We start from the raw sequence: 20,810 nt of genomic DNA on the forward strand, positions 1-20,810 counted from the left end.
GACCCTGAGCCACGTTCGGTCGGCCCGTCCGCTCCAGGTGTAGCGGGCCATGCGTTGTTCGCCGTCGGACCCCTGGTGTCGAACAAACAAGTTCTGAAAAATGTGACGAGACCGCACAGGCCGGGGCATGGGGGAACGAGGGGGAGGTGCGGCTATGCCGCGCAGAGAACGGCCGCTGGAGCCGGGAGAGGGTCCGTTACTGGAGTTCGCCGCGCGGCTTCGGCAGCTGCGGCGGAAAGCGGGCAACGCGCCGTACCGGACGCTGGCCGAGAGGGTCCACTATTCGATCTCGACGCTGTCGTCCGCGGCGGGCGGGCAGCGGCTGCCCACGCTGGCGGTGACACTCGCTTACGTACGTGCCTGCGACGGCGATGTCGAGGAGTGGGAGCACCGTTGGCGGGAGACGGCGGAGCAACTCGGCGAGGGGGATGCCGTACTCGGTGAGACCGATGAGTCCGGCACAGCGCCCTATGCGGGTCTGCGGCCCTTCCGTGAGCAGGACGCGGAGTGGTTCTTCGGCCGGGAGCGGCTCGTGGAGGAGCTGGCGGAACGGCTGGAGAGACAGCGGTTCGTGGTCGTGATCGGGGCGTCGGGTTCGGGCAAGTCGTCGCTGTTGCGGGCGGGGTTGGCGCCTCGGCTGCGGTCCGCCGCGACTACGACGGTGGTGCTGACGCCGGGGGCGCGACCGCTGGAGGAGTGCGCGGTGCGGCTCGGGGCGCTGGCGGGCATCGCACCGGGTGGACTGTACGGAGAGTTGAGGGACGACCCGGAGAACCTGAGCCGGGTCCTGCGGCAGGTCGCCGCCCGCTGCGGAGACGCGGACGGACGGGCCCACGGCGACGGTGACGGCGACCGCGATGTGGTGTTGGTGGTCGACCAGTTCGAGGAGGTCTTCACCCTCTGCCGGGACGACGCCGAGCAGGACTGTTTCATCAAGTCGCTGATCGCGGTGGCCTCCTCGACGGGCGGCGGGTGCCGGGTGGCGTTGGGTCTGCGGGCCGACTTCTACGCGCACTGCACCCGCAACGCGCTGCTGGTGGAGGCGTTGCGGGACGCCCAGGTGCCGGTCGGACCGATGCGGCCGGACGAGCTGCGCCGCGCGGTGACGATGCCGGCCCAGCGGGCCGGACTGAGCGTCGAGGGGGCGCTGTTGGCGACCCTCACGGCACAGGCCCAGGGCCAGGCCGGGGTACTGCCGCTGCTGTCGCACGCACTCCTCCAGACCTGGCGGCGCCGCCGCGGCAACGCGCTGACACTCGCCGGGTTCGAGGCGGCGGGCGGACTCGAAGGCGCTCTGGCCCGCACCGCCGAGGAGTTCTACCAGCAACTGGACGCGGTGCAGCGCACGTTGGTCCGCCAGGTGTTCGTACGGCTGACCGCGCTCGGGGAGGGCACGGAGGACACCCGGCGGCCGGCGCGCCTGGACGAGCTGGACGGACTCGCCGGGGCCGACGACACCGGCATCCGCACCGTGCTCGAACGGGCGGCCGGCGCACGGCTGTTGATGCTGGACCACGAGCGGGTCGAGCTCGCGCACGAGGCGCTGATCCGGTGCTGGCCCAGGCTGCACGGCTGGCTGACCGAGGACCGTGAGGCCATGCGGACCCTGCATCAGCTCAGCGACGCGGCACAGGTCTGGGAGACACTGGGACGGGACCCCGGCGCGCTGTTCCGCGGCACGCGCCTCGCCATGGCCGCAGGACTCGCCCGCACCTGGATGTCCGTGAAGGAACAGGAGTTCCTCGACGCGGGCCTGGCGTCAAGGGCGGCCGAACAGCGTGCAGTTCGGCGTCGCACACGGCTCCGGCAGCAGGCAGTCGTGCTGCTCGGCGTCCTCCTCGCGCTGGCGAGCGTGACCGCGGGCCTCGCCGTACGGGCGCAGTGGGCGGCGGACCGGCAGCGCGATGTCGCCGGTTCGCAGCGAACCGCCGACAAGGCCGCCGCGCTACGGGCGGCGAACCCGGCCCTCGCCGCCCAGTTGAGCCTGGCCGCCTACCGACTGTCGCCCACCCCGGAGGCGCGCGGCACCCTGCTCAGCACCTTCGCCACCCCTTACGCCACTCAACTGACCGCGCAGAAGGGCGCGGTCACCGCGGTCGCGTTCAGTCCCGACGGCCGGGTACTGGCCACCGGGGACGCCGACCGGACCGTAGCGCTGTGGCGGACCGAAGACCCGTATCGGCCAACGGAGTTGAGCGTGCTGCCCGGTCTCGCGGACGCCGTTCGCGCGGTCGCGGTCAGTCCCGACAGCAGGTTCCTGGCCGAGGGGGGCGAGGACGGTGCGATCGTGCTGTGGGACATCGGTGACGCACGGCGGCCCCGGCTGCTGGCACGGCTGCCGGGCGACGCCGGTCCGGTCGTCGGGCTCGCCTTCGGACCCGGCGGGCGGACACTGGCGACGGCCACCCCCGACGGGATACGGCTGTTGCGGCTGACGGATCCTCAACAGCCGCGCGTACGCGCCGAGTCGGCCGTACACGCCGACGTGACAGCGATGGCGCTGAGCCGGGACGGGCGGACGCTCGCCACCGGTCACGCCGACCACAAGGTCCGCCTCTGGGACGTGGAGGGACCTCTGCGGGAACTGTTCGCCGCGCCCGGTCACAAGGACGCGGTGACCGCGCTGGCGTTCACTCCGGACGGCCGCGAACTGGCCACCGGGAGCGCGGACTTCACGGTCCGGCTGTGGGATGTGGCCGACCCGCGCCACGTCCGCGCGACGATGACACTCACCGGGCACACCGACACGGTCAAGGCCGTGGGCTTCAGCCCCGACGGCGCCACCCTCGCCACCAGCGGTGTCGACGGCACCGTACGCCGTTGGGAGGTGACCAGCGCCGGTCCCGCCCGTGAACTGCCGGTCCTCACCGGCCATACCGGCAGCGTCGGGGCGCTGGCCTTCAGCCCCGACGGCCGCACCCTGGCCACCGGCAGTGAGGACCAGACCGCCCGCCTGTGGGACCTTCCGGGGCCCGCGCTGACCGGCCACACCAGCTCGGTCTACTCCGTCGACTTCAGTCCGGACGGACGCCTGTTGGCCACCGGCAGCTATGACCGCACGGTCCGATTATGGAGCCTGGCGGACCTCCGCCGGCCGCAGGCGCTGCCACCGCTCACCGGCCACGCGGGCCCCGTCAACTCGGTGGTCTTCCGGCCGGACGCCCGCGTCCTGGCAAGTGGCAGCGCCGACAGCACCCTTCGCCTGTGGGACCTCGAACCCCCGTCCCACCCGCGCCAGTTGGCCGTCGTTCCGTCGCACACCGGCCATGTGAACTCGGTGGCGTTCAGCCCCGACGGCCGCACCCTCGCCACCGGCAGCGAACAGGGCGCCGTACAACTGTGGGACGCGACGGACGTGGACCGCCCCCGCCTGCTGACCGAGGTGCGGGAGAGCGGCGCGGTGGACTCCGTGGCCTTCGCCCCCGGCGGCCGTACCCTCGCCGTGGCCAGCCGCAACCGGACGGCCGTGCTGTGGGACCTGACCGACCCGCGAAACCCCACCCGCCTCGCGGTCCTCACCGGCCACACCAGCGCGGTGAAATCCGTGGCGTTCAGCCCCGACGGCCGCACGCTCGCCACCGGCGGCGAGGACCGCACCGTACGACTGTGGGACGTCACCGATCCACGGCGTCCGGCGCTACGCGACCGGCTCGCGGGGTACGCCGACGGCGTCATGGCTGTCGCCTTCGCACCCAACGGGCGGATGCTGGCCGCCGCGAGCTCCGACCGCACCGCGAGGCTCTACGACGTGAACGACCGTGGCAACGCCCGGGAGCCGGCGCTGCTGTCGGGCCACACCAAACCGGTCGACACCCTCGCCTTCAGTCCCGACGGCCGCACTCTCGCCACCGGCGGCGAGGACTGGACCGTCCTGTTGTGGGATCCCGACCCCGGACGTGTCGCCGCCCGGATCTGCGACAGCGCCTTTCCCGCACTCACTCACGCGGAATGGGGCCAGTACTTCCCGCAGTGGAAGTACCGCTCGCCCTGCTGAGGTCCGGATGCCGATGCCGCGACGTCACAGAGGGCAAGTCATGTCACGTCGCGGCGCCGGGTGGATCAGACCGGCTCGGCATGGGGGGGTGATGCCGAGCCGGGCATCACCCGGAGGTTCCCGACTGGGCGGCGAGGTCGTCGGCGTCCGCGCGGGCGAGCACGGCGTCCACGACGGCGTATTCGGCCTGGTCCAGTACGTAGAGCACCAGGGCGATCGCGTCGGCGGCATCCTGCTCGGCGTCGTCGGCGCGGCGTTCGGCCCGCTTGAGGTCGCGTTCGGCCTTGTGCTCGGCGTTCGCCGCGCGGCGTTCGGCGAAGTGCTTCTCCACCGAGTCGTGCACATCGCTCAGCCGGCCCTGCGCCCGGGCCTTGGCATCGTCGGTCTTGGTTCCCACGGCATCCAGGGACGCCTTGAGACTGGTCTTCGTCGTCTCCAGCTGCGCGCGGTTCTTCGCCCCGGCGGCCGCGGCGGTGTCCTCGACCTTCTTCGTCCGGTCTGCCAACTTGCTGAGCTGGTCCGAAAGCTTGTCCATGGTGATCCCTGTCTCGTGAAGTTGATTCGGTGGATCTCGGGGTCTCGGACATCGCGCGGCACGGGCACGCCGACGCCGTGCCTGCCGCCAGGTCGCTACGCCGCTCTGTGCCGCAGGTGGAGTGAGAGGACGATGCCCGAAGTGCCGTACATCAGGCTGAACAGGCCGAACACGGTCGCCAGAGAGACCGCGCCGACGTCCGGCCGCACGAACAGCGCGAACGCCAGCGCGACGGATACCAGCCCGGTCAGCATGAACATCGCGCGTTCCCCGGCGGACTCGCCTTCCTGAGAGGCCATGCCGATCTCGACAGCGCCGGTGACCAGCGCCCACGCGGCGACCCAGAGGGTGAGCGCAAGAGCCGTGATCCCCGGCCACAGAATCGCGGCGGCTCCGCCCACGGCGGACAGCAGGGCCAACAGCAGCCAGCCGAAGACCGGTCCCGCCCGGGTGCCGCTGAACGCGCGAACGGCGTCGTTCGCCGCGGCGAAGAAGGCGTAGAAGGCGAACAGGTAGACGAATGCGCCCACGGTTATGCCGGGCCACACCAGCGAAACCACTCCGAACGCGACCGCGAGAATGCCGCGCCACAACAGTGCGTTGGGTGAGCCGAGCATGGTGATCACTTCCCTTCTGGCCTGAGGGCATGGGCCGGTCGCCTCTTTCCCAGCCCCGAGGCTAGGTCTCGGCAGCCCGTGGACCATCCGTCATGTGACTGCACCGGTGCAGCAATCGGGGTGCGTAGGTGCGTAGGTGCGCAGTGGTACGGGTGTCGAGACGCCGGGGTTGGACGCGGGGGACGGTGTGGAGGTTCGTGCGGGCGGAGCTGCGCGTGGGCCTCGACCGGCTGGCCGCCCCCGCGGTGTCCGAACGGGCCCTGCTCCCCGGTGTCTCGGCACCACGGGCCGCGCTGCGCATCGCGCCTGGTCCGGGACCGACGATCGCCGACGGCTGACGGCTCGAACTCCGTTCGCCCGAGCGCCACTTGGTGCCGATCCGTGCGACCCCCGCCCTCCGTACGGTCCGGCGACGAAGGGGACCGTTCCGCGCCGATTCCCGGCGGCCCGTCGTACCCTCAACAACGCTGGAATCGGGGCGCGTTGGACGGTTCCGGTCCCGGCCTCGCCGACCGCGTACGGGACTTCCCGGCGTACCGGTATGCTCTCGACTGTTGTCTGACGGCAACTAAGTTCCCGGGAGTCGGCGCGGTGGGGAGGGCAGGGCCATGGTGGTGCCACGGCCACGGGCGGACGACCTGCTGTCGGTGGGTGGCGAAGGGGTCGGGCCGGAAGCCTGGGTGGCCTGGCAGCCCTCCGTCCTGCTGGTCGAGGACGACGCGGGTGACGCGCTGCTGGTGGAGGAACTGGTCGCCGACAGCGCGCTGAAGATACGTCTGCAGTGGGTGCGGTCGATGGCCGAGGCCGCCGAGGCGCTCGCGGCCGACGTACCGGACTGTGTCCTGCTCGATCTGCATCTGCCGGACGCCCAGGGGCTGGAGGCGCTCTCCCGGGTACGGGCGGGCGCCGAACGGGCCGCTGTCGTGGTCCTCACCGGTCTCGCCGAGGAGGAGACCGGACTCGCCGCCGTCGCCGCCGGCGCGCAGGACTACCTGGTCAAGGGCCGGGTCGAACCGGGCCTGTTCGGACGCGCGGTGCGCTACGCGATCCAGCGCAAGCAGGCCGAGCGGGCGGCCGTCGCCCTCCAGTCCAGCCGTATGCAGGCCCAGGAGAACGCCCGCCTGGAACGCGGGCTGCTGCCCAGGCCCCTGCTGCGCGGCGAGGGCGTGGAAGCGGTGGCCCGCTACCGTCCGGGGCGCGCGCAGGCGCTGCTGGGCGGTGACTTCTACGACATCGTGCAGAGCGTCGACGGCACGGTCCACGCGGTGGTGGGTGACGTCTCCGGACACGGACCCGACGAGGCCGCCCTCGGTGTCGCGCTGCGAATCGCCTGGCGCACGCTGGTGCTCAGCGGTGTCACGGGTGCCGAACAGGTGGCCCGGCTGGAGGAACTCCTCGTCGCCGAGCGCATCCGCAGCGAGGTCTTCGCCACCCTCGTCTGTCTCACCGCCGCACCCGGCGAGCGGACGGCCCGCGTGGTGCGGGCCGGGCACCATGGACTGCTGATGCGGGACAGCGGTGGAGTGGAGTGGGTGGAGGTGCCGGGCGGTCCTGCGCTGGGCGTGCTGCCCGGCCTCGCGGACTGGCCGGTGGCGGACCTCTCCGTACCGGCGGGCGCGGCCGTGGTCCTCTTCACCGACGGACTCTTCGAGGGGCATGTCGGCCGGGGCTCGGAGCGCCTGGGGGAGGACGGTCTGCTACAGGTCGCCCGGGAGCGGGCCGCACTGGCCCCGGAGCCGTTCGTCGACGAGCTGATCGCCTGCGCCGAGGCCCTGGCCGAGACCCGGGGCGGCCTGGCGGACGACGTGGCCGTGCTGCACCTGCACTGGACATGAGACAACTGCCCCGGACGTGATTCACCGCGCCGGAAAGGAGCAGGTGGGACGAGAAGAGGGTGCCGCAACGAGACGAACGGTGAGGGACATGGCGGGCGGAACAGGGATCGGGCGCCGGCTCACAGTGCAGGGATGGTTCTTCCTCGCGCTGTCGCTCATGGTGCTGCTGGTGGTGATCGGCACCGCGATCGGCGCGAACCTGCTGAGCCGCACGGCCGACGTCACCGACGACCTGCTCCAGCGGGTGCAGCCCGCCCAGACCGAGGCGTACCGGCTGCAGGCCGCCCTGGTCAACCAGGAGACCGGCATCCGCGGCTACGCGATCGCCGCCGACAAGCAGTTCCTCGCCCCGTACACCACCGGCAAGCAGGACGAGGCCCACTCGGCGGCCAGGCTGCGCGAACAGCTCCGCCACCGGCCCCGACTGCTCGCCGATCTGCGGGCGGTGGAGCGCGGGGCGGCCGACTGGCGGCGGACCTACGCCGAACCCCTGGCCGCCGCCGTCACCCCCGGCCGGCCGCACGCCGTCGACCAGACCACCGTCGACAGCGGCAAGCACGACTTCGACCGGCTGCGCACCCTTTGGGCGGCCCAGAACACCGACCTCGCACAGGCCGTGAAGGAGGGCCGCGCCCACCTCGCCCACCAGCGGACGGTGCGCGACACCGTGCTGAGCGGTATGGTCGCCGCCTTCCTGCTCACCGGCGTCGCCCTCGCCGTACTCGTACGACTGCTGGTGACCCGGCCCCTGGAGGCGCTGAGCACGGCGTCGGAACGGGTCGCGGCGGGCGATTTCGCGCACCGCATCACCGGGGACGGGCCCGCCGACCTCACCGCGGTGGCCGGAGCCGTCGAGGGCATGCGCAGACGGATCGTCGCCGAACTCGACGCCTCCCGCGAAAAGGAGGAGGTACTCGGCCACCAGGCCGACGAGTTGGACGCCCAGGCCGTCGAACTGCGCCGTTCCAACGCCGAGTTGGAGCAGTTCGCCTATGTCGCCTCGCACGATCTGCAGGAGCCGCTGCGCAAGGTCGCCTCGTTCTGCCAGCTGCTGGAGAAACGGTACGGGGACAAGCTGGACGAACGCGGGCTGCAGTACATCGACTTCGCCGTCGACGGCGCCAAACGCATGCAGGTGCTCATCAACGACCTGCTCACCTTCTCCCGCGTCGGGCGCCTCGACGACACCCGGGAGAAGGTCGGTCTCGACCAGGCGCTGGACAAGGCGCTGCGGAACCTCGCGGCGGCCGTCGAGGAGTCCGAGGCCCGCATCGACCGGCCCGAGACCCTGCCCGAGACAGTGGGCGATCCGACGCTGCTGACCATGCTCTGGCAGAACCTCGTGGGCAACGCCCTGAAGTTCCGCCACCCGGACCGCGCCCCGCAGGTGTCCGTCACCTGCGAACCCGACCCCGGGACCCCCGGCATGTGGCGCCTGTGCGTCACCGACGACGGCATCGGCATCCCCGAGGAGTTCACCGACAAGGTCTTCGTCATCTTCCAGCGGCTGCACAGCCGCGACGCCTACGGCGGCACCGGCATCGGACTTGCCCTGTGCAAGAAGATCGTCGAACACCACGGCGGCCGGATCTGGATCGACAGCACGGCCGGCGAGGGCACCCGCTTCTGCTTCACACTCCCGTCCGCCGAGGAAGCCACGTCCACGGACACCTCCACCGACAACCAGAAGGCCCTGACATGACCCTCCCCGACGCGACCCCGATCGACGTCCTCCTCGTCGAGGACGATCCGGGCGACGAACTGATGACCCGGGAAGCCTTCGAGGACAACAAGATCGGCAACACCCTCCACGTCGTCCGGGACGGCGAGGAAGCCCTCGACTTCCTCTACCGGCGCGGAGCGCACACCGGCGCCCCGCAGCCCGACCTCATCCTGCTCGACCTCAACCTGCCGAAGTACGACGGCCGTCAGGTCCTGGAGAAGATCAAGTCCGACCCGGAACTGGCGCACATCCCCGTCGTCGTCCTGACCACCTCCTCGGCCGAGGAGGACATCCTCCGCAGCTACAAGCTGCACGCCAACGCCTATGTCACCAAGCCGGTCGACCTGGACCAGTTCATCGCCGCGGTCCGGCAGATCGACGACTTCTTCGTGCAGGTGGTCCGCCTGCCCCACCGCCCCGGCTGAGACGCCGGGATCCGCGTCACCACACCCGACTTCCTTGAGGTGTCGAACTCGTGGCAACGCACGAGCAGGCGGACGGCACGGACCCCGTCGCGGGCCGGGTCGACGATGCCGTGGACGGCCTGACCGAACTGTGGACCACGGCGGCAGCAGACGCGTCGGTACGTCTCTCGCCGTATCAACTGCGCGCCCTGCACGCCCTGGAGGCCGCACCGGGCGCGAACCTGACCACGCTGGCGGACCGGCTCGACGCGGGCCTGCCCACGGTGAGCCGGCTCTGCGACCGGCTTGAGGCGGCCGGGCTGCTGCTGAGGGACACGGCACCCCACAACCGCCGGGAAGTACGACTGAGTCTCACCGCGCACGGCCGGGAGGTCCTCGCGGAGGTCGCCGCACTCAGGTCCCGGGCGCTGGCAGCGGTCGTACACGCCATGGACCCGGATGAGCGTGCGGCACTGGAGCGTGGCCTGCGGGCGTTCGCCGCCGCGCAGCGGAATCGGCCGTCCGGCGCCGGCGGATGATCACGGCGCCGCGGGCTCGCGTCCGTGCCAGTCGAGGCAGACCACGGCCGCGTCGGCGGTCAGGTCCGTGCTGCCGAAGTGGTCGACCAGGCTCGCCACCACCGAGCGCGCGACCTCCTGCGGGGCCCGCGCCGGCACTGTGTCGAGCGCGCGGCGCAGCGCCTGTTCGCCGAACGGGGTGCCCTGCGGTGAACGGGCCCCGTGGACGCCGGTGCTCACCGCCACGAGGCGGTCGCCGGGCCGTACGGAGAAGATCTGTTCCTCGTAGGCGGTCTCCTCGAACATGCCGAGCGGGAGCTGTGCCTCCATCTCGATCTGCCGCACGGCGTGGCCGCGTTGGCGGTACAGGCGGGGCGAGCCGGCGTCGACCGCCTGGACCGTGCCGGTCGTGAGGTCGAAGCGGAGCAGCAGGGTGGAGGCGTAGACCTTGCCTCCGAATTGGGCGTAGACCGCCTGGTCGGCCAGCCGGGCCTGGTCGGCGAGGCCGAGGCCGGCGCGGCGGGCGTTGCGCAGGGCGCCGACCGCGACGCCGGTCAGCAGGGAGGCGTCGATGCCGCGGCCCATGCCGTCGGTGACCGTCATGGTGAGGTGACCGCCGTCGGTGCTCCAGTCGAAGTTGTCGCCGCCGACGGTGTACGCGGGCTCCAGATGGGCGCCGATCGCGAACTCCGGGCGTCCGCAGCCCCGCCCCGGCAGGAGCTGCCACTGCATCTCTGCGGCCAGCGTGAGGCGCCGGGTGCGGCGGGCCAGGAGGTAGAAGTCGGTGTCGCGTTCCGCCGCGGCGATCTCGTGGCCCAGGGCGGTGGCGAACTCGGCGAGCCCGAGCACCCCGGCCGGACCGGCACCGGCGGAGGGGAGTCGGGCGGAGAGGACACCGAGGCGGTCGCCGCGCACGGAGACGGGCACATGCACGGCGGCGGTCCCGTCGGCAGCCGGTTCGACGACCGGCGTCTGCTCCGTGAACGCCCGCCCGGCCGGGCCGTCTCGGGCGGACAGCGGTTCGTCGGCGCCCGGGAGCGGGTCCACCGGACGCAGCACCCGCAGGCCGTAGTCGGCGAGGAGAAGGGTGATCTCGCGGGCTCCGGCGCGGTCACCGAGCAGACGGCGGGCCGTCGCCGCGAGAGCGTTGGACGGAGCCGACCGCAACTCGCTCTCGACGGAAGGGAGCGGCTCAGAGGTGCTCACGGTGTTCACCCTTCCGGCTCAGTGTCTTCACACTAGCGCCGCGCCGGTGAGAGCGGGACACGGCGGACACACCTCACCGCCCCCGCCAGTCCAGGCACACCACCAGGGCGTCGTCGTCGGGGGTCGGCGTGCCGCGGTGGCCGGTCAGTTCGCGCAGCACGGCCCTGGGCACGTCGGCGGCGGGCAGCAGTCTCGTGTGCTGGATCGCCCGCGCCAGCGCCGCGTCCCCGTACGCCTCACCCTTGGGCGAGGCGACGGCGTACACCCCGTCGCTGACGAAGAGGATCCGGTCCCCGGGCTCGATCCGGAAGTCCTGCTCGATGTAGTCGGTCTCCTCGAACATGCCCAGCGGCAACTGCTCGTCGAAGACGATCCGTTCCACCACCCCGTCACGCAGCCGCAGCGTCTGCGGCGACCCGGCGTCCACCACCCGGGCTCGCCCGGTGGTGAGTTCGAAGTCGAACATCAACACGGACATATGGCTACGGCCCCGGTAGTGGGCGTACACCGCCTGGTCGGCGAGGGCCGCCTGGTCGGCGAGGGGGATGTCGGCCCGGCGCGCGTTGCGCAGGGCGTTGACCGCCAGGTTCGTCAGCAGCGAGGCCTCTATGCCCTCGCCCATGCCGTTCGAGACGTAGAGCGCGAGGCGGTCGGCCGTTGCGGACCAGTCGAAGTTGTCGCCGTGGATCGCGTAGGCGGGCTCCAGCTGCGCGCCGAGTTCGAACTCGGCGCGGGAGCACGAGCGGCCGGGCAGCAACTGCCACTGCATCTCCGCCGCCAGCGTGAGCCGGTCCTTGCGCCTGGCCCGCAGATACAGGTCCGTGTCGCGCTCGGCCACCAGCATCTCGTGCCCCAACACCTCGGCCAGCTCGGTCAGTTCGGGCAGACAGTCGCGTACGTGGTCGCCGCCGGGGAGCGTCACCGAGAGCACGCCGACGCGGTCCCCGCGCACACTGACCGGAAGGTGGACACGCACGCTGCCGTCCCCGAAGTTCCCCTCCACGAAAGGCTCTTGGGCTCCGAAGGCGCGGCCCGCGGGAGTGTTGTGCACGGAGATCGGCGGCAAGGTGTGCGGCAGGTCGGTGACGCGCTGCAGCACGGTCAGGCCGTAGTCGGCCACGAGCAGGTCCACGGAGTCCGCCGCGTACCGCCGGACCAGTTCCCGGCCGACCACGTCGGGGAGCTCGTGGGGAGCCGCCGTACGCAGCGCCCGCTCGACAGCCATGAATCTGTTCACGATCGCGGATATGCCAATCTCTCCCTCGAAGAATGCCTCGCACGTGCCTAGTAGGCTGGAGCCCGTCCCTGTGCCTGCGAGAGTGTGACCGTGACGTCCATCCACCCCCGCCCCGAGCCCGCCGAGGTCGCACGCGTCACCTCTACGGCCGCGGAACTGCTGGAAGTCCTGTGGGGGCGCGCCTCGACCGCGCCCGCGTCTGCCTCACAGCTACGAGTCCTGTTCATCCTGGAACACCAGGAGGGCATCAACCTGCGCACCCTCGCCGACCACCTCGCCTCCACACCGCCGTCGACCAGCCGCCTCTGCGACCGGTTGCAGGCCGCCGGGTTCGTCGACCGCGAGGTGAGCCCCACGGACCGGCGCGAGGTGCGCCTGTATCTCAGCGGTCCGGGGCGGGCCTTCCTGTCGGACCTACGGGCCCGGCGGGAGGAGGCGTTGGGCGCGGTGCTGGCACAGATGCCGGCCGCCGGGCGCAACGCGCTGCTCACCGGTCTGGAGGCGTTCTGCGCGGTGGCGTCGGCGCAGATCCACGACCACGACGAGTCCGCCGGCCGCCGCACCGCGTGACCGGGCCGCCGGATTCTTGATCTCCTCGGGCATGGTTCACCTCAGGTCGTCGGGCGGAGCGTGCGGTTACTTGCCTGCTCACGGGTGCCCGCGTCCGGCGGAGCCAGACATCCCGTCCCTGAGGGGTACGTCACGCTGCGCGACAGCGACGCGATCAGCCGCGTGCGAAGGCGAGGAGGTCCCGCGTCGAACCGCTCGGCGCGCCGGTCGAGTTGTCGGGGTTGGCGCCTGCGTCGGCCGACAGCGGCCACCCTCTGGGCGAGGTGCGGCACTTCCGCGTGTCGGGGGAATTCGTTGGACAACTCGGCGGCCGGGAGCGAGCGTTGGCGGAATGCAGCAGGAGAAGATCTGGGACGCCGACACCGCCCGGCGGTACGACACCCCCGGCACCGGCATGTTCGAGCCCGAGACGCTGGGGCCGACCGTGGACCGACTCGCGCAACTCGCGGGAGAGGGCGCGGCACTCGAGTTCGCTGTCGGCACCGGCCGGGTCGCCGTGCCGCTCGCCGAGCGCGGAGTCCCCGTCACCGGCATCGAGCTGTCACGGCCGATGGTGGAGCGGCTGCGGACCAAGGCGGACGAGGCGACGATCCCCGTGACCATCGGCGACATGGCGACCACGGTCGTCCCCGGGACGTACAGCCTGGTCTACCTCGTCTACAACACCATCTCGAACCTGCTCACCCAGGCCGCGCAGGTCGAGTGCTTCCGCAACGCCGCCCGCCACCTCGCACCGGGTGGCCGGTTCGTGATCGAGCTCTGGGTACCCGAGTTGCGCAAACTGCCGCCGGGCCAGCACGCCACCGTCTGGCGGACCGACCCCGACTACATCGCCCTGGACACCTACGACGTCCTCAACCAGCGCGCCGTGTCGCACCACTTCAGGATCGACGGGGCCGGGCAGGCGCGGCTCGCACTCAGTCCGCACCGCTACATCTGGCCGGCCGAACTGGACCTCATGGCCCAGCTGGCGGGCTTCGAACTGGAGACGAGACACGCGGACTGGGACGGATCCGAGTTCACCGCCGAGTCGCCTTCGCATGTCTCCGTCTACCGGGTCCCGGCCGCGCCGTGACCGTCCCGGCTCACGTGCGGAGCGGGCCGCCGCCGGTGACGTCCGTGTCCGGGCCGTCCGTCAGCGCGATGCGCGCGGTGATGCGCTTGCCCACCGGTTCGCGCTGTGCCTCGAAGCCGCGCGCGACGGCCCGTACGATCTCCAGACCGTGCTGGCCCACCCGTTGGGCGTCGGCGGCACGGGCGACCGGCAGCACCGGGTCGGAGTCCCACACCTCCACCTCGACCAGGGTGTCGACGATCCGCAGATCCATCAGCACCGGGCCGGGCGCGTACTTGCGGGCGTTGGTGACCAGTTCGCTGACCACCAACTGCGTGAGATCCATGGCGCGGGCCGACACCGGGAGCCCGTACTCGGTCCGTGCCCGGACGAGGAACATCGCGGCCAGCCGCCGGGCCTCGGCGATGCAGGAGCCGTCGCCGTCCAGTGCCACGGTGGACCGTATGGGCCGAGCCGGGGCCCTGGCCTGGGGCGTTGTGTCGTCGTCCTCCGAAGAGTCTTGGTCCATCGGGATCGTTTCACCGCCTTCTGCGTGCCCCGCGCATACCCCGTGAGGCAACACCCACTCCGTGAGTTTCTGTCGGCATCACCGGACGCGGGCATCAACCGTACGATGCGGGGCAGCACTTCGGATGAAACTCCTGATCCATAGCGCTCGCCGACTCGTGTATGAGGACAGATGGTGGACACCGAACAGCCGGGCCAGCCAGGGCAGTTGACGGTCAGGACCGATGTCGTCGACGGCACCGTCGTCGTGGCCCTGGCCGGCGAGATCGACCACCAGACGGCCGGTTCGTTGAGGGAGGCGCTGGACCTGCCGGACGGGGTCGCACCGCACGTCGTCCTCGACCTGCGCCAGGTCACCTTCATGGACTCCAGCGGCATCAACATCCTCCTCGCCGTCCACCAGACGCTCGCCCAGGCGGACGGCTGGCTGCGACTGGCCGGGACCGCCCCCGCCGTGTGGCGCGTCATCCAACTCGTCGGCATCGACGGAGTCATCGACTGCTACCCGACGGTCCAACAGGCCCTCGCTCATTGAGAGTTGGGGTAGCGCCGCACGCTTTTCGCAGGCCGAGCCGGGAAAATCGTTGTCCTGTCGGCGGAGCGCGGTGATAGACATTCGGCGTGACGAAGACTCTCGAATTCGCGGACCTGCTGCGGCTGATCGACGAACGGTCGACGGCGTTCCGGGCCGCGGTCGCCGCCGCGCCCAGCCTCGACGCGCAGGTGCCGACCTGCCCCGAGTGGACCCTGTTCGACCTGGTGCAGCACCTGGGCACCGTGCACCGCCGCTGGGCCGCGATCGTCGCCGCCGGGCCCGCCGACAGTCGGGCGACCCCCGCCGCCTCGGAAGTACCCCGGGAGCGGGAGGCCCTGCTCGCCTGGTCGGCCGAGTCCACGCGGCAACTGCTGGGCGCACTGCGGGAGTTCGGCCCGGATCGCGGCTGCTGGACATGGTGGGCCGACTCGCAGTCCCCGCAGACCTCCGGTGCCGTCGCCCGGCACCAGGTCCAGGAGGCCACGGTGCACACCTACGACGCCCAGATCACCGTCGGCGACCCGCAGCCGCTGCCCGAGGAGGCGGCGGTGGACGGTGTCGAGGAGTTCGTGTTCACCTGCAACGCGACGACGAGCGCCTGGCCGCACGACCCCGCCACCGTCGACTACCACGCCACCGAGGGCCGATCCTGGCGCCTCGAACTCTCCGCCGCCGGCGCGCGGGCCACGCCCATTCCCGCATCCGCGCCGATTCCCGCCGACACCGCCTACGCCTCCGCCCGGGCCACGGCCGGAGAACTGGTCCTCTTCCTGTACGGCCGTACCTACGTCGACCCCTTGAAGATCGACGGCGAGCAACGGCTCTTCGACCAGCTCATCGACTGGGACCCGGAGGCATAGGGGAACGCCGGCGTGCCCGCGCGACCGGGCCCGCTCGGCTAGGGTGACCCCGGAGGTGGTCAAGTGGCCGACAACACACGGGAGTTGAGCCAGGCGCCGGAGTCCACGACCGTGGTGGTGATCGGCGCCGGCCCGGCCGGTCTGACCGTCGCGAACCTGTTGCAGCGCAGCGGCGTCGACTGCGTCGTCCTCGAACGCCGGACCCGCGAGTACGTGGCGCAGCGCCAGCGGGCCGGCATCGTCGAGACCCGCGCCGTGCGCATGTTCGACTCCTGGGGGCTGGCCGACCGCGTCCTGGGCGGTGTCCCGCACGAAGGCATCCTGGAGCTCCGGGTCGACGGCGAACCCCATCTGGTGTCGGACTACGACGGCTCCGAAGGACCGACCGCACGCCTCTGCCCCCAGCAGATGCTGGTCCAGAAACTCACCGCCGAGTACCTCGCGAACGGCGGCGACCTGCGCTTCGAGGCCGCCGACGTCTCCCTGCACGACCTGACCGGCGACCACCCGACCGTCAGCTACCGCACCGCGGACGGCGACCTCCGCACCCTCACCTGCGACTTCGTCGCGGGCTGCGACGGCGACCACGGCATCAGCCGCACCTCCGTCCCCGGCGGGGCCCTCACGCCGTACGCCTTCGATCACGGCATCGGCTGGCTGACGGTCCTGGCCGACGCCCCGCCCCCGGCCCACCCGCTGCTGGCCGTCAGCCCGCAGGGCTTCGCCGCGCACTTCCCGCGCGGCCCGTACACCAGCCGCTACTACCTCCAGTGCCCGCCCGACGACCACCCCGACGCCTGGCCCGACGGCCGGGTCTGGGACGCCCTGCGCACCCGGCTCGGCGACCCGGCCCTTGTCTCCGGCCCGATCACCGACCGCGAGATCTTCCGGCTCCGCAGTCTGGTCCACGACCCGATGCAGTACGGCCGCCTCTACCTCGTCGGCGACGCGGCGCACATTGTCTCGCCGATGGGCGGCAAGGGCATGAACCTCGCGCTCTACGACGCCGATCTCTTCGCCCGAGCGGTACGGGACTCAGTCCACGACCACGACGACACGGCCCTGCGCACCTACTCGGAGCGCTGTCTGCGCCGCGTCTGGAACGACCAGGAGTTCTCCCACTGGATGACCGGCATGCTCCACGACGCCGGCGACGCCACCGGCTCCGGCCCCTTCCGCCGCGGCCTGGCCCGCGCCCGGCTCGACCGGCTCTTCACGGCCCCCGGCGCTGCCCGCGCCTTCTCCGAACTCATGACAGGGCTGGAATTCGGAGAAAGCGCGGGGCCGCCGCGCTGAGATCAGCGACGGCGCAGATGCCGCATGAAGAACCGCACCGCGCTGTCCGCCTCGAACCTGGGCAGCTCCTTGTGCGCGCCCGAGTTGACGTGCAGTGACTTCTCCGCCGAGGCGAAGGCGTCGAACAGCGCGAGACCGGACGGGCGCGGGATGTGCTCGTCGTCCCACTGGAGAGCGAATTCGATGGGAACGGTGATGCGCCGCGCAGTCCCGGCGAGGGCGTCGTCGTACCAGAAGAGGCCGAACACAGCGGCGGTGATGCGGGGTTCGGCCGCCGTCAGCGGGATGCCGATCGCGGTGCCCATGTTCAGGCCGTAGTAGCCGACGGGTCCTTCGCTGCCGATCTCGGGCAGTTCCTGGAGGGCGTCCAGGGTCGCCCGCCACTCCGGTACGGCACGTTCCGCGAGGTGGCCGTTGTAGCGGACGACGATCTCGCCGACCGGTTCGCCGGCCGCCATCGCCCGCTGCATGGCGTCGATCTCCCGCTCGTCGTGCGCGGTGCGCGGTCGGCCGCCGTGGCCCGGCGCGTCGATGACGGCGACATGGAAACCGCCGTCGGCCACGAGGCGTTGGGCCCGGCCGACCATGGCGGGGGACTTCCTGTGGTTGCCGCCGCCGTGCCCCATCAACACGAGGGGCGCGTGGTCGGCACCGGTTTCCGGCGACCAGAGGGCTCCGGTGACCTCACCCATGGTGAAGTCGTGCTGGATGACACCGTCGGACGTGGTCTCCGCGGTGAAATAGAAATGCGTGGACTGCGTGGAGTGTGTGGAGTACATGGCTTGTCGCCTTTCGGGAGTGCCTGTCGTGAGGCGCTCCCGGCGACACCTATGTCACTGGTCCAACCGTGAAGAAGAGGGGGAGCACCCACCTGCGTACAGCGTTCATGGGTCTCACCTCCTCGCGCGTTGTCACGGCCTACGGCAAGTTAGCAGCACGCTCGTCGGCACGGCCAACGCATTTTTGACGAACCGCCGCCGTATGCGCGTACATCTAATGTTCTTGACATCTTCCGGGACCGACGACGTAGGTTGAGGCGATCGCTCCCGGACGGGCGGAGGCCCCATGTGCGCACGTGACGCCGCACCTCGCGGTGCCGGTCCGGGCGCGCGGCTGATCATTCGCCGGCATGTCGACTACTGCCGTACCGCCTCCGCCGTCTGTCCTTCCGTACGCCCCTGACCCACGTCGGCCCCACGGGCCGTCCGTCTCGACGCGTTCTCGGAAGGAACCCCCATGTCCGGCTCCGCTCTGCGGCTCGCCCTCGAAATCGACGGCGACGGCGCCCATCCCGTGGCCTGGCGCCGCGCCGCCCACTCGCCCGACCACCTGCTGAGCCCGCGCCGGGTGGCCCGCGTCGCCGCCGACGCGGAGAACGCCGGGTTCACCCTGCTCACCCTGGAGGACGGCGCGCTCCCGCCCGGCACCGGCCCGGACGTGGTCGGGCGGATCGGCGCGGTGGAGCGGGCCGCCTTCATCGCCGCGTCGACGAGTGTCGTCGGTGTCGCGCCTGTCCTGCCGCTCACCTACGCCGAACCGTTCCATGTCTCCAGCCAGTTGGCGTCCCTGGACCACATCTCGGTCGGGCGTGCCGGGTGGGTGGTGAGCGAGGAGACGCGTGCCGAGGCCGCCTCCGGGTGGGGGCGCCCGCTCGTCGACGGGGCCGCGGCCCGCGCCCGCGAGTCGCGTGACGGCGTCGAGGTCGTCCGGGCGCTGTGGGACTCCTGGGAGGACGAGGCGGTCATCCGCTCCGTCGCCACCAGCCGCTATCTCGACCGCGAGCGGCTGCACTACGTCGACTTCACCGGCGACACCTACACGGTCAAGGGCCCGGCGATCGTGCCGCGTCCGCCGCAGGGCCAACTCGTCGTGCTCGGCCACCCGGACCGCGTACCCGCCGGGCAACTCGACGTCGCCCTCGTCGAGGGCCGCGACCGCGCCGCCGTCACCTCGGGCGCGGCCACCGCCGGAACGCCCCTTGCCTTCGCCGAGATCGAGGTCGCGCTCGACACCGCCCACGCCACGGCCGAGGAACGCGTCGCCGACCTCGCACGCCACGCGCCCTGGCCCGACCGGGGACGGCTGCGCCACATCGGCTCCGCCGCCGGACTCGCCCTGCTGCTGGAGGAGTTGAGAGGCGTGGTGGACGGAGTGCGGCTGCACCCGCTGGTGCTGGACGAGGACCTCCCGGAACTCTCCCGGCTCGTCCTGCCCCACCTCTTCGAACGACGGTACGCCCTACGACCCCTGCCCGCCGCGACCCTGCGCACTCACCTGGGCCTCGACCGGCCCGCGAACCGGTACGCCGCCGCGGCCGTCCAGGAGGAAGCCCGATGACCCGCACCGACCCCCTCGACGTCGCCCGCCCGGACGCCCAACTCCACTTCGGCGTCTTCTTCCAGGGCGTCAACCACTGGACCGTCTGGTCCGATCCGGCCAGCGGTTCCCAGATCGACCCCGCCAACTTCCGGCGCGTCGCCCAGACCGCCGAACGCGGCCTGTTCGACGCGTTCTTCCTGGGGGAGGGGCTGCGGCTGCGCGAGGTCGACGGACAGATCCACGACCTCGACGTCGCCGGACGGCCCGACGCCATCACCCAACTCGCCGCGCTGGCCGCCGTGACCGACCGGATCGGCCTGGTCAGCACCTCCAACACCACCTTCAACGAACCCGCCGACCTCGCCCGCCGCCTCTCCGGACTCGACCTGCTCTCCGAGGGCCGCGCCGGCTGGAACGTGGTGACCACCGACAACGCCTGGACCGGCGCCAACTTCCGCCGCGGCGGCTACCTCGACCACGCCGACCGCTACCGGCGCGCCGAGGAGTTCCTCACCGTCGCCCGCGCCCTCTGGGACGGCTGGGCGGACGCGGCCGTCTCCGACTCGGCCGACGCACCGGCCTGGGCGGCACCCGGCGCCGTACGCCAAGTCCGCCACCGGGGACCGCAGTTCGACATCGACCTCGCACCCACCCTGCCGCGCAGCGCCCAGGGCCACCCGGTGATCTTCCAGGCCGGGGACTCCGGCGAGGGCCGGGACTTCGCCGCCCGCAACGCCGACGTCATCTTCTCCGCGCACGGCAACGACTTCGACGACGCGCTCGCCTTCGCCGACGACCTGCGGAGCCGGCTGCGCGCCGTCGGCCGCCCCGAGGACGACCTGCGCATCCTCCCGGGCACCGAGATCATCATCGGCACCACGGAGGAGGAGGCCCTGGAGAAGAAGCGCTGGATCCGCCTCCAACAGGTCACCCCGGCAACGGCGTTGGGGATCGCCGGACTCCTGTGGGGCATCGACCTCTCCGGCCGCGACGCCGACGGGCCACTGCCCAAGGAGGACCCGGTCGTCGCCGAGAACGACGGTTCCTTCGGAGCGCGGCGCATCGCCGATCCGCGCCAAGTCGTCGCCGAATGGCGGGAGAAGGCCGACGCGAACCGCTGGTCGCTGCGCGAGACCGTCATCGCCCTCGGCCCCCAGCGCGGCCACGTCGGCACCCCGGAGAGCCTGGCGGACAAGTTCACCCACTTCGTCCGGCACGGCGCCGTCGACGGCTTCAACGTCACGCCGTACCTGATCCCCGACGGCCTGGACGACATCGTCGACCTGCTCGTCCCCGCACTCCAGGAACGCGGCGTCTACCGCACCGAGTACACCGGCACGACCCTGCGCGAACACCTCGGCCTGCGCGAACCGCTCACCCACCGCACCGCCACGGACCGCCGGCAGGCGGGCTGACCCACGGCCGCGGTGGCCACCGTCCCCCTGTACACGGTGGCCACCGCGCCCGCTCCGTGCGGCGAGAGCGCCAGGACTCCGCCGAGACCGGCGGACTGCCGTACCGGTCGCCCAAACCATCGCCGTACGGGAAGCACGGGGGCAATGATTTCGAAAGCGTTCTA

General features: G+C 71.7%; 19 protein-coding genes. 13 read left to right on the plus strand and 6 right to left on the minus strand.

All coding sequences use genetic code 11. From position 1 onward, the window contains the following. Positions 1-154: 154 nt before the first annotated feature. Positions 155-3,994, plus strand: a complete 3,840-nt coding sequence (locus tag OH768_RS51235) for an XRE family transcriptional regulator (protein WP_406464318.1) — start codon at positions 155-157, stop codon at positions 3,992-3,994. 106 nt (positions 3,995-4,100) lie between these two features. On the opposite strand, the gene OH768_RS51240 is transcribed toward OH768_RS51235, so the two are convergent. After that, positions 4,101-4,529 carry a hypothetical protein gene (locus tag OH768_RS51240; RefSeq protein WP_406464319.1) on the minus strand — a complete coding sequence of 143 codons (429 nt, stop codon included), beginning with the start codon at positions 4,527-4,529 and terminating at the stop codon, positions 4,101-4,103. A 95-nt stretch (positions 4,530-4,624) separates the two neighbouring features. Continuing rightward, the gene (locus OH768_RS51245) at positions 4,625-5,146 is read right to left on the minus strand and encodes an HdeD family acid-resistance protein (protein WP_406464321.1); all 522 of its coding nucleotides are present in this window, start codon (positions 5,144-5,146) and stop codon (positions 4,625-4,627) included. Positions 5,147-5,343: 197 nt separating this feature from the next. On the opposite strand from OH768_RS51245, the gene OH768_RS51250 reads away from it, so the two are divergent. The 5 genes from OH768_RS51250 (at position 5,344) to OH768_RS51270 (ending at position 9,647) form a co-directional block, all read left to right on the plus strand. Then, positions 5,344-5,484: a hypothetical protein gene (locus tag OH768_RS51250; RefSeq protein ID WP_406464323.1), complete on the plus strand. Its 141-nt coding sequence runs from the start codon at positions 5,344-5,346 to the stop codon at positions 5,482-5,484. A gap of 270 nt (positions 5,485-5,754) precedes the next feature. Further along, complete coding sequence (locus OH768_RS51255) at positions 5,755-6,981, plus strand: PP2C family protein-serine/threonine phosphatase (RefSeq protein WP_406464325.1); 1,227 nt, start codon at positions 5,755-5,757, stop codon at positions 6,979-6,981. 88 nt (positions 6,982-7,069) lie between these two features. Continuing rightward, positions 7,070-8,683, plus strand: coding sequence for an ATP-binding protein (locus OH768_RS51260; RefSeq protein WP_406464327.1), 1,614 nt, complete (start codon positions 7,070-7,072; stop codon positions 8,681-8,683). Continuing rightward, the gene (locus OH768_RS51265; protein ID WP_388114350.1) at positions 8,680-9,129 is read left to right on the plus strand and encodes a response regulator; all 450 of its coding nucleotides are present in this window, start codon (positions 8,680-8,682) and stop codon (positions 9,127-9,129) included. Before OH768_RS51260 ends, OH768_RS51265 begins: the two co-directional genes overlap by 4 nt. A gap of 50 nt (positions 9,130-9,179) precedes the next feature. Further along, positions 9,180-9,647 carry a MarR family winged helix-turn-helix transcriptional regulator gene (locus OH768_RS51270; RefSeq protein ID WP_406464330.1) on the plus strand — a complete coding sequence of 156 codons (468 nt, stop codon included), beginning with the start codon at positions 9,180-9,182 and terminating at the stop codon, positions 9,645-9,647. Here the strand turns inward: OH768_RS51270 and OH768_RS51275 are convergent, their stop codons facing one another. Further along, the gene (locus tag OH768_RS51275; protein ID WP_406464332.1) at positions 9,648-10,841 is read right to left on the minus strand and encodes a PP2C family protein-serine/threonine phosphatase; all 1,194 of its coding nucleotides are present in this window, start codon (positions 10,839-10,841) and stop codon (positions 9,648-9,650) included. 64 nt (positions 10,842-10,905) lie between these two features. Further along, positions 10,906-12,057, minus strand: a complete 1,152-nt coding sequence (locus OH768_RS51280) for a PP2C family protein-serine/threonine phosphatase (RefSeq protein ID WP_406465778.1) — start codon at positions 12,055-12,057, stop codon at positions 10,906-10,908. Positions 12,058-12,153: 96 nt separating this feature from the next. On the opposite strand from OH768_RS51280, the gene OH768_RS51285 reads away from it, so the two are divergent. After that, the gene (locus tag OH768_RS51285; protein WP_406464333.1) at positions 12,154-12,639 is read left to right on the plus strand and encodes a MarR family transcriptional regulator; all 486 of its coding nucleotides are present in this window, start codon (positions 12,154-12,156) and stop codon (positions 12,637-12,639) included. Positions 12,640-12,970: 331 nt separating this feature from the next. After that, positions 12,971-13,714: a class I SAM-dependent methyltransferase gene (locus OH768_RS51290; protein ID WP_406464334.1), complete on the plus strand. Its 744-nt coding sequence runs from the start codon at positions 12,971-12,973 to the stop codon at positions 13,712-13,714. A gap of 10 nt (positions 13,715-13,724) precedes the next feature. Here the strand turns inward: OH768_RS51290 and OH768_RS51295 are convergent, their stop codons facing one another. After that, positions 13,725-14,222 carry an ATP-binding protein gene (locus OH768_RS51295; protein WP_406464336.1) on the minus strand — a complete coding sequence of 166 codons (498 nt, stop codon included), beginning with the start codon at positions 14,220-14,222 and terminating at the stop codon, positions 13,725-13,727. A 171-nt stretch (positions 14,223-14,393) separates the two neighbouring features. Here OH768_RS51295 and OH768_RS51300 point away from each other — a divergent pair, with 171 nt between their 5' ends. From OH768_RS51300 to OH768_RS51310, 3 genes are all read left to right on the plus strand, one after another. After that, the gene (locus OH768_RS51300) at positions 14,394-14,756 is read left to right on the plus strand and encodes an STAS domain-containing protein (RefSeq protein WP_406464337.1); all 363 of its coding nucleotides are present in this window, start codon (positions 14,394-14,396) and stop codon (positions 14,754-14,756) included. Between the two features lie 86 nt (positions 14,757-14,842). Then, complete coding sequence (locus OH768_RS51305) at positions 14,843-15,616, plus strand: maleylpyruvate isomerase family mycothiol-dependent enzyme (protein ID WP_406464339.1); 774 nt, start codon at positions 14,843-14,845, stop codon at positions 15,614-15,616. Positions 15,617-15,679: 63 nt separating this feature from the next. Further along, positions 15,680-16,912: a 4-hydroxybenzoate 3-monooxygenase gene (locus tag OH768_RS51310; RefSeq protein ID WP_406464340.1), complete on the plus strand. Its 1,233-nt coding sequence runs from the start codon at positions 15,680-15,682 to the stop codon at positions 16,910-16,912. A 2-nt stretch (positions 16,913-16,914) separates the two neighbouring features. Here OH768_RS51310 and OH768_RS51315 read toward each other — a convergent pair whose 3' ends face one another. Further along, complete coding sequence (locus OH768_RS51315; protein ID WP_406464342.1) at positions 16,915-17,691, minus strand: alpha/beta hydrolase; 777 nt, start codon at positions 17,689-17,691, stop codon at positions 16,915-16,917. 457 nt (positions 17,692-18,148) lie between these two features. Here OH768_RS51315 and OH768_RS51320 point away from each other — a divergent pair, with 457 nt between their 5' ends. After that, entirely contained in the window at positions 18,149-19,249 is a 1,101-nt protein-coding gene (locus tag OH768_RS51320; RefSeq protein ID WP_406464344.1) for an LLM class flavin-dependent oxidoreductase, read from the plus strand. After that, positions 19,246-20,646 carry an NtaA/DmoA family FMN-dependent monooxygenase gene (locus OH768_RS51325; RefSeq protein WP_406464345.1) on the plus strand — a complete coding sequence of 467 codons (1,401 nt, stop codon included), beginning with the start codon at positions 19,246-19,248 and terminating at the stop codon, positions 20,644-20,646. The genes OH768_RS51320 and OH768_RS51325 overlap by 4 nt, the downstream gene beginning before the upstream one ends. Positions 20,647-20,810: the final 164 nt, after the last annotated feature.

Origin of the sequence: Streptomyces sp. NBC_01622 (assembly GCF_045209635.1) — a bacterium.
Taxonomy (GTDB): domain Bacteria; phylum Actinomycetota; class Actinomycetes; order Streptomycetales; family Streptomycetaceae; genus Streptomyces.

Excerpts from the sequence above, each read along its gene's own strand:
- OH768_RS51235 (WP_406464318.1), top strand. The coding sequence starts at position 155 with ATGCCGCGCAGAGAACGGCCGCTGGAGCCGGGAGAGGGTCCGTTACTG.
- OH768_RS51240 (WP_406464319.1), bottom strand. The coding sequence starts at position 4,529 with ATGGACAAGCTTTCGGACCAGCTCAGCAAGTTGGCAGACCGGACGAAG.
- OH768_RS51245 (WP_406464321.1), bottom strand. The coding sequence starts at position 5,146 with ATGCTCGGCTCACCCAACGCACTGTTGTGGCGCGGCATTCTCGCGGTC.
- OH768_RS51255 (WP_406464325.1), top strand. The coding sequence starts at position 5,755 with ATGGTGGTGCCACGGCCACGGGCGGACGACCTGCTGTCGGTGGGTGGC.
- OH768_RS51260 (WP_406464327.1), top strand. The coding sequence starts at position 7,070 with ATGGCGGGCGGAACAGGGATCGGGCGCCGGCTCACAGTGCAGGGATGG.
- OH768_RS51265 (WP_388114350.1), top strand. The coding sequence starts at position 8,680 with ATGACCCTCCCCGACGCGACCCCGATCGACGTCCTCCTCGTCGAGGAC.
- OH768_RS51280 (WP_406465778.1), bottom strand. The coding sequence starts at position 12,057 with ATGGCTGTCGAGCGGGCGCTGCGTACGGCGGCTCCCCACGAGCTCCCC.
- OH768_RS51290 (WP_406464334.1), top strand. The coding sequence starts at position 12,971 with ATGCAGCAGGAGAAGATCTGGGACGCCGACACCGCCCGGCGGTACGAC.
- OH768_RS51295 (WP_406464336.1), bottom strand. The coding sequence starts at position 14,222 with ATGGACCAAGACTCTTCGGAGGACGACGACACAACGCCCCAGGCCAGG.
- OH768_RS51300 (WP_406464337.1), top strand. The coding sequence starts at position 14,394 with ATGGTGGACACCGAACAGCCGGGCCAGCCAGGGCAGTTGACGGTCAGG.
- OH768_RS51315 (WP_406464342.1), bottom strand. The coding sequence starts at position 17,691 with ATGTACTCCACACACTCCACGCAGTCCACGCATTTCTATTTCACCGCG.
- OH768_RS51320 (WP_406464344.1), top strand. The coding sequence starts at position 18,149 with ATGTCCGGCTCCGCTCTGCGGCTCGCCCTCGAAATCGACGGCGACGGC.
- OH768_RS51325 (WP_406464345.1), top strand. The coding sequence starts at position 19,246 with ATGACCCGCACCGACCCCCTCGACGTCGCCCGCCCGGACGCCCAACTC.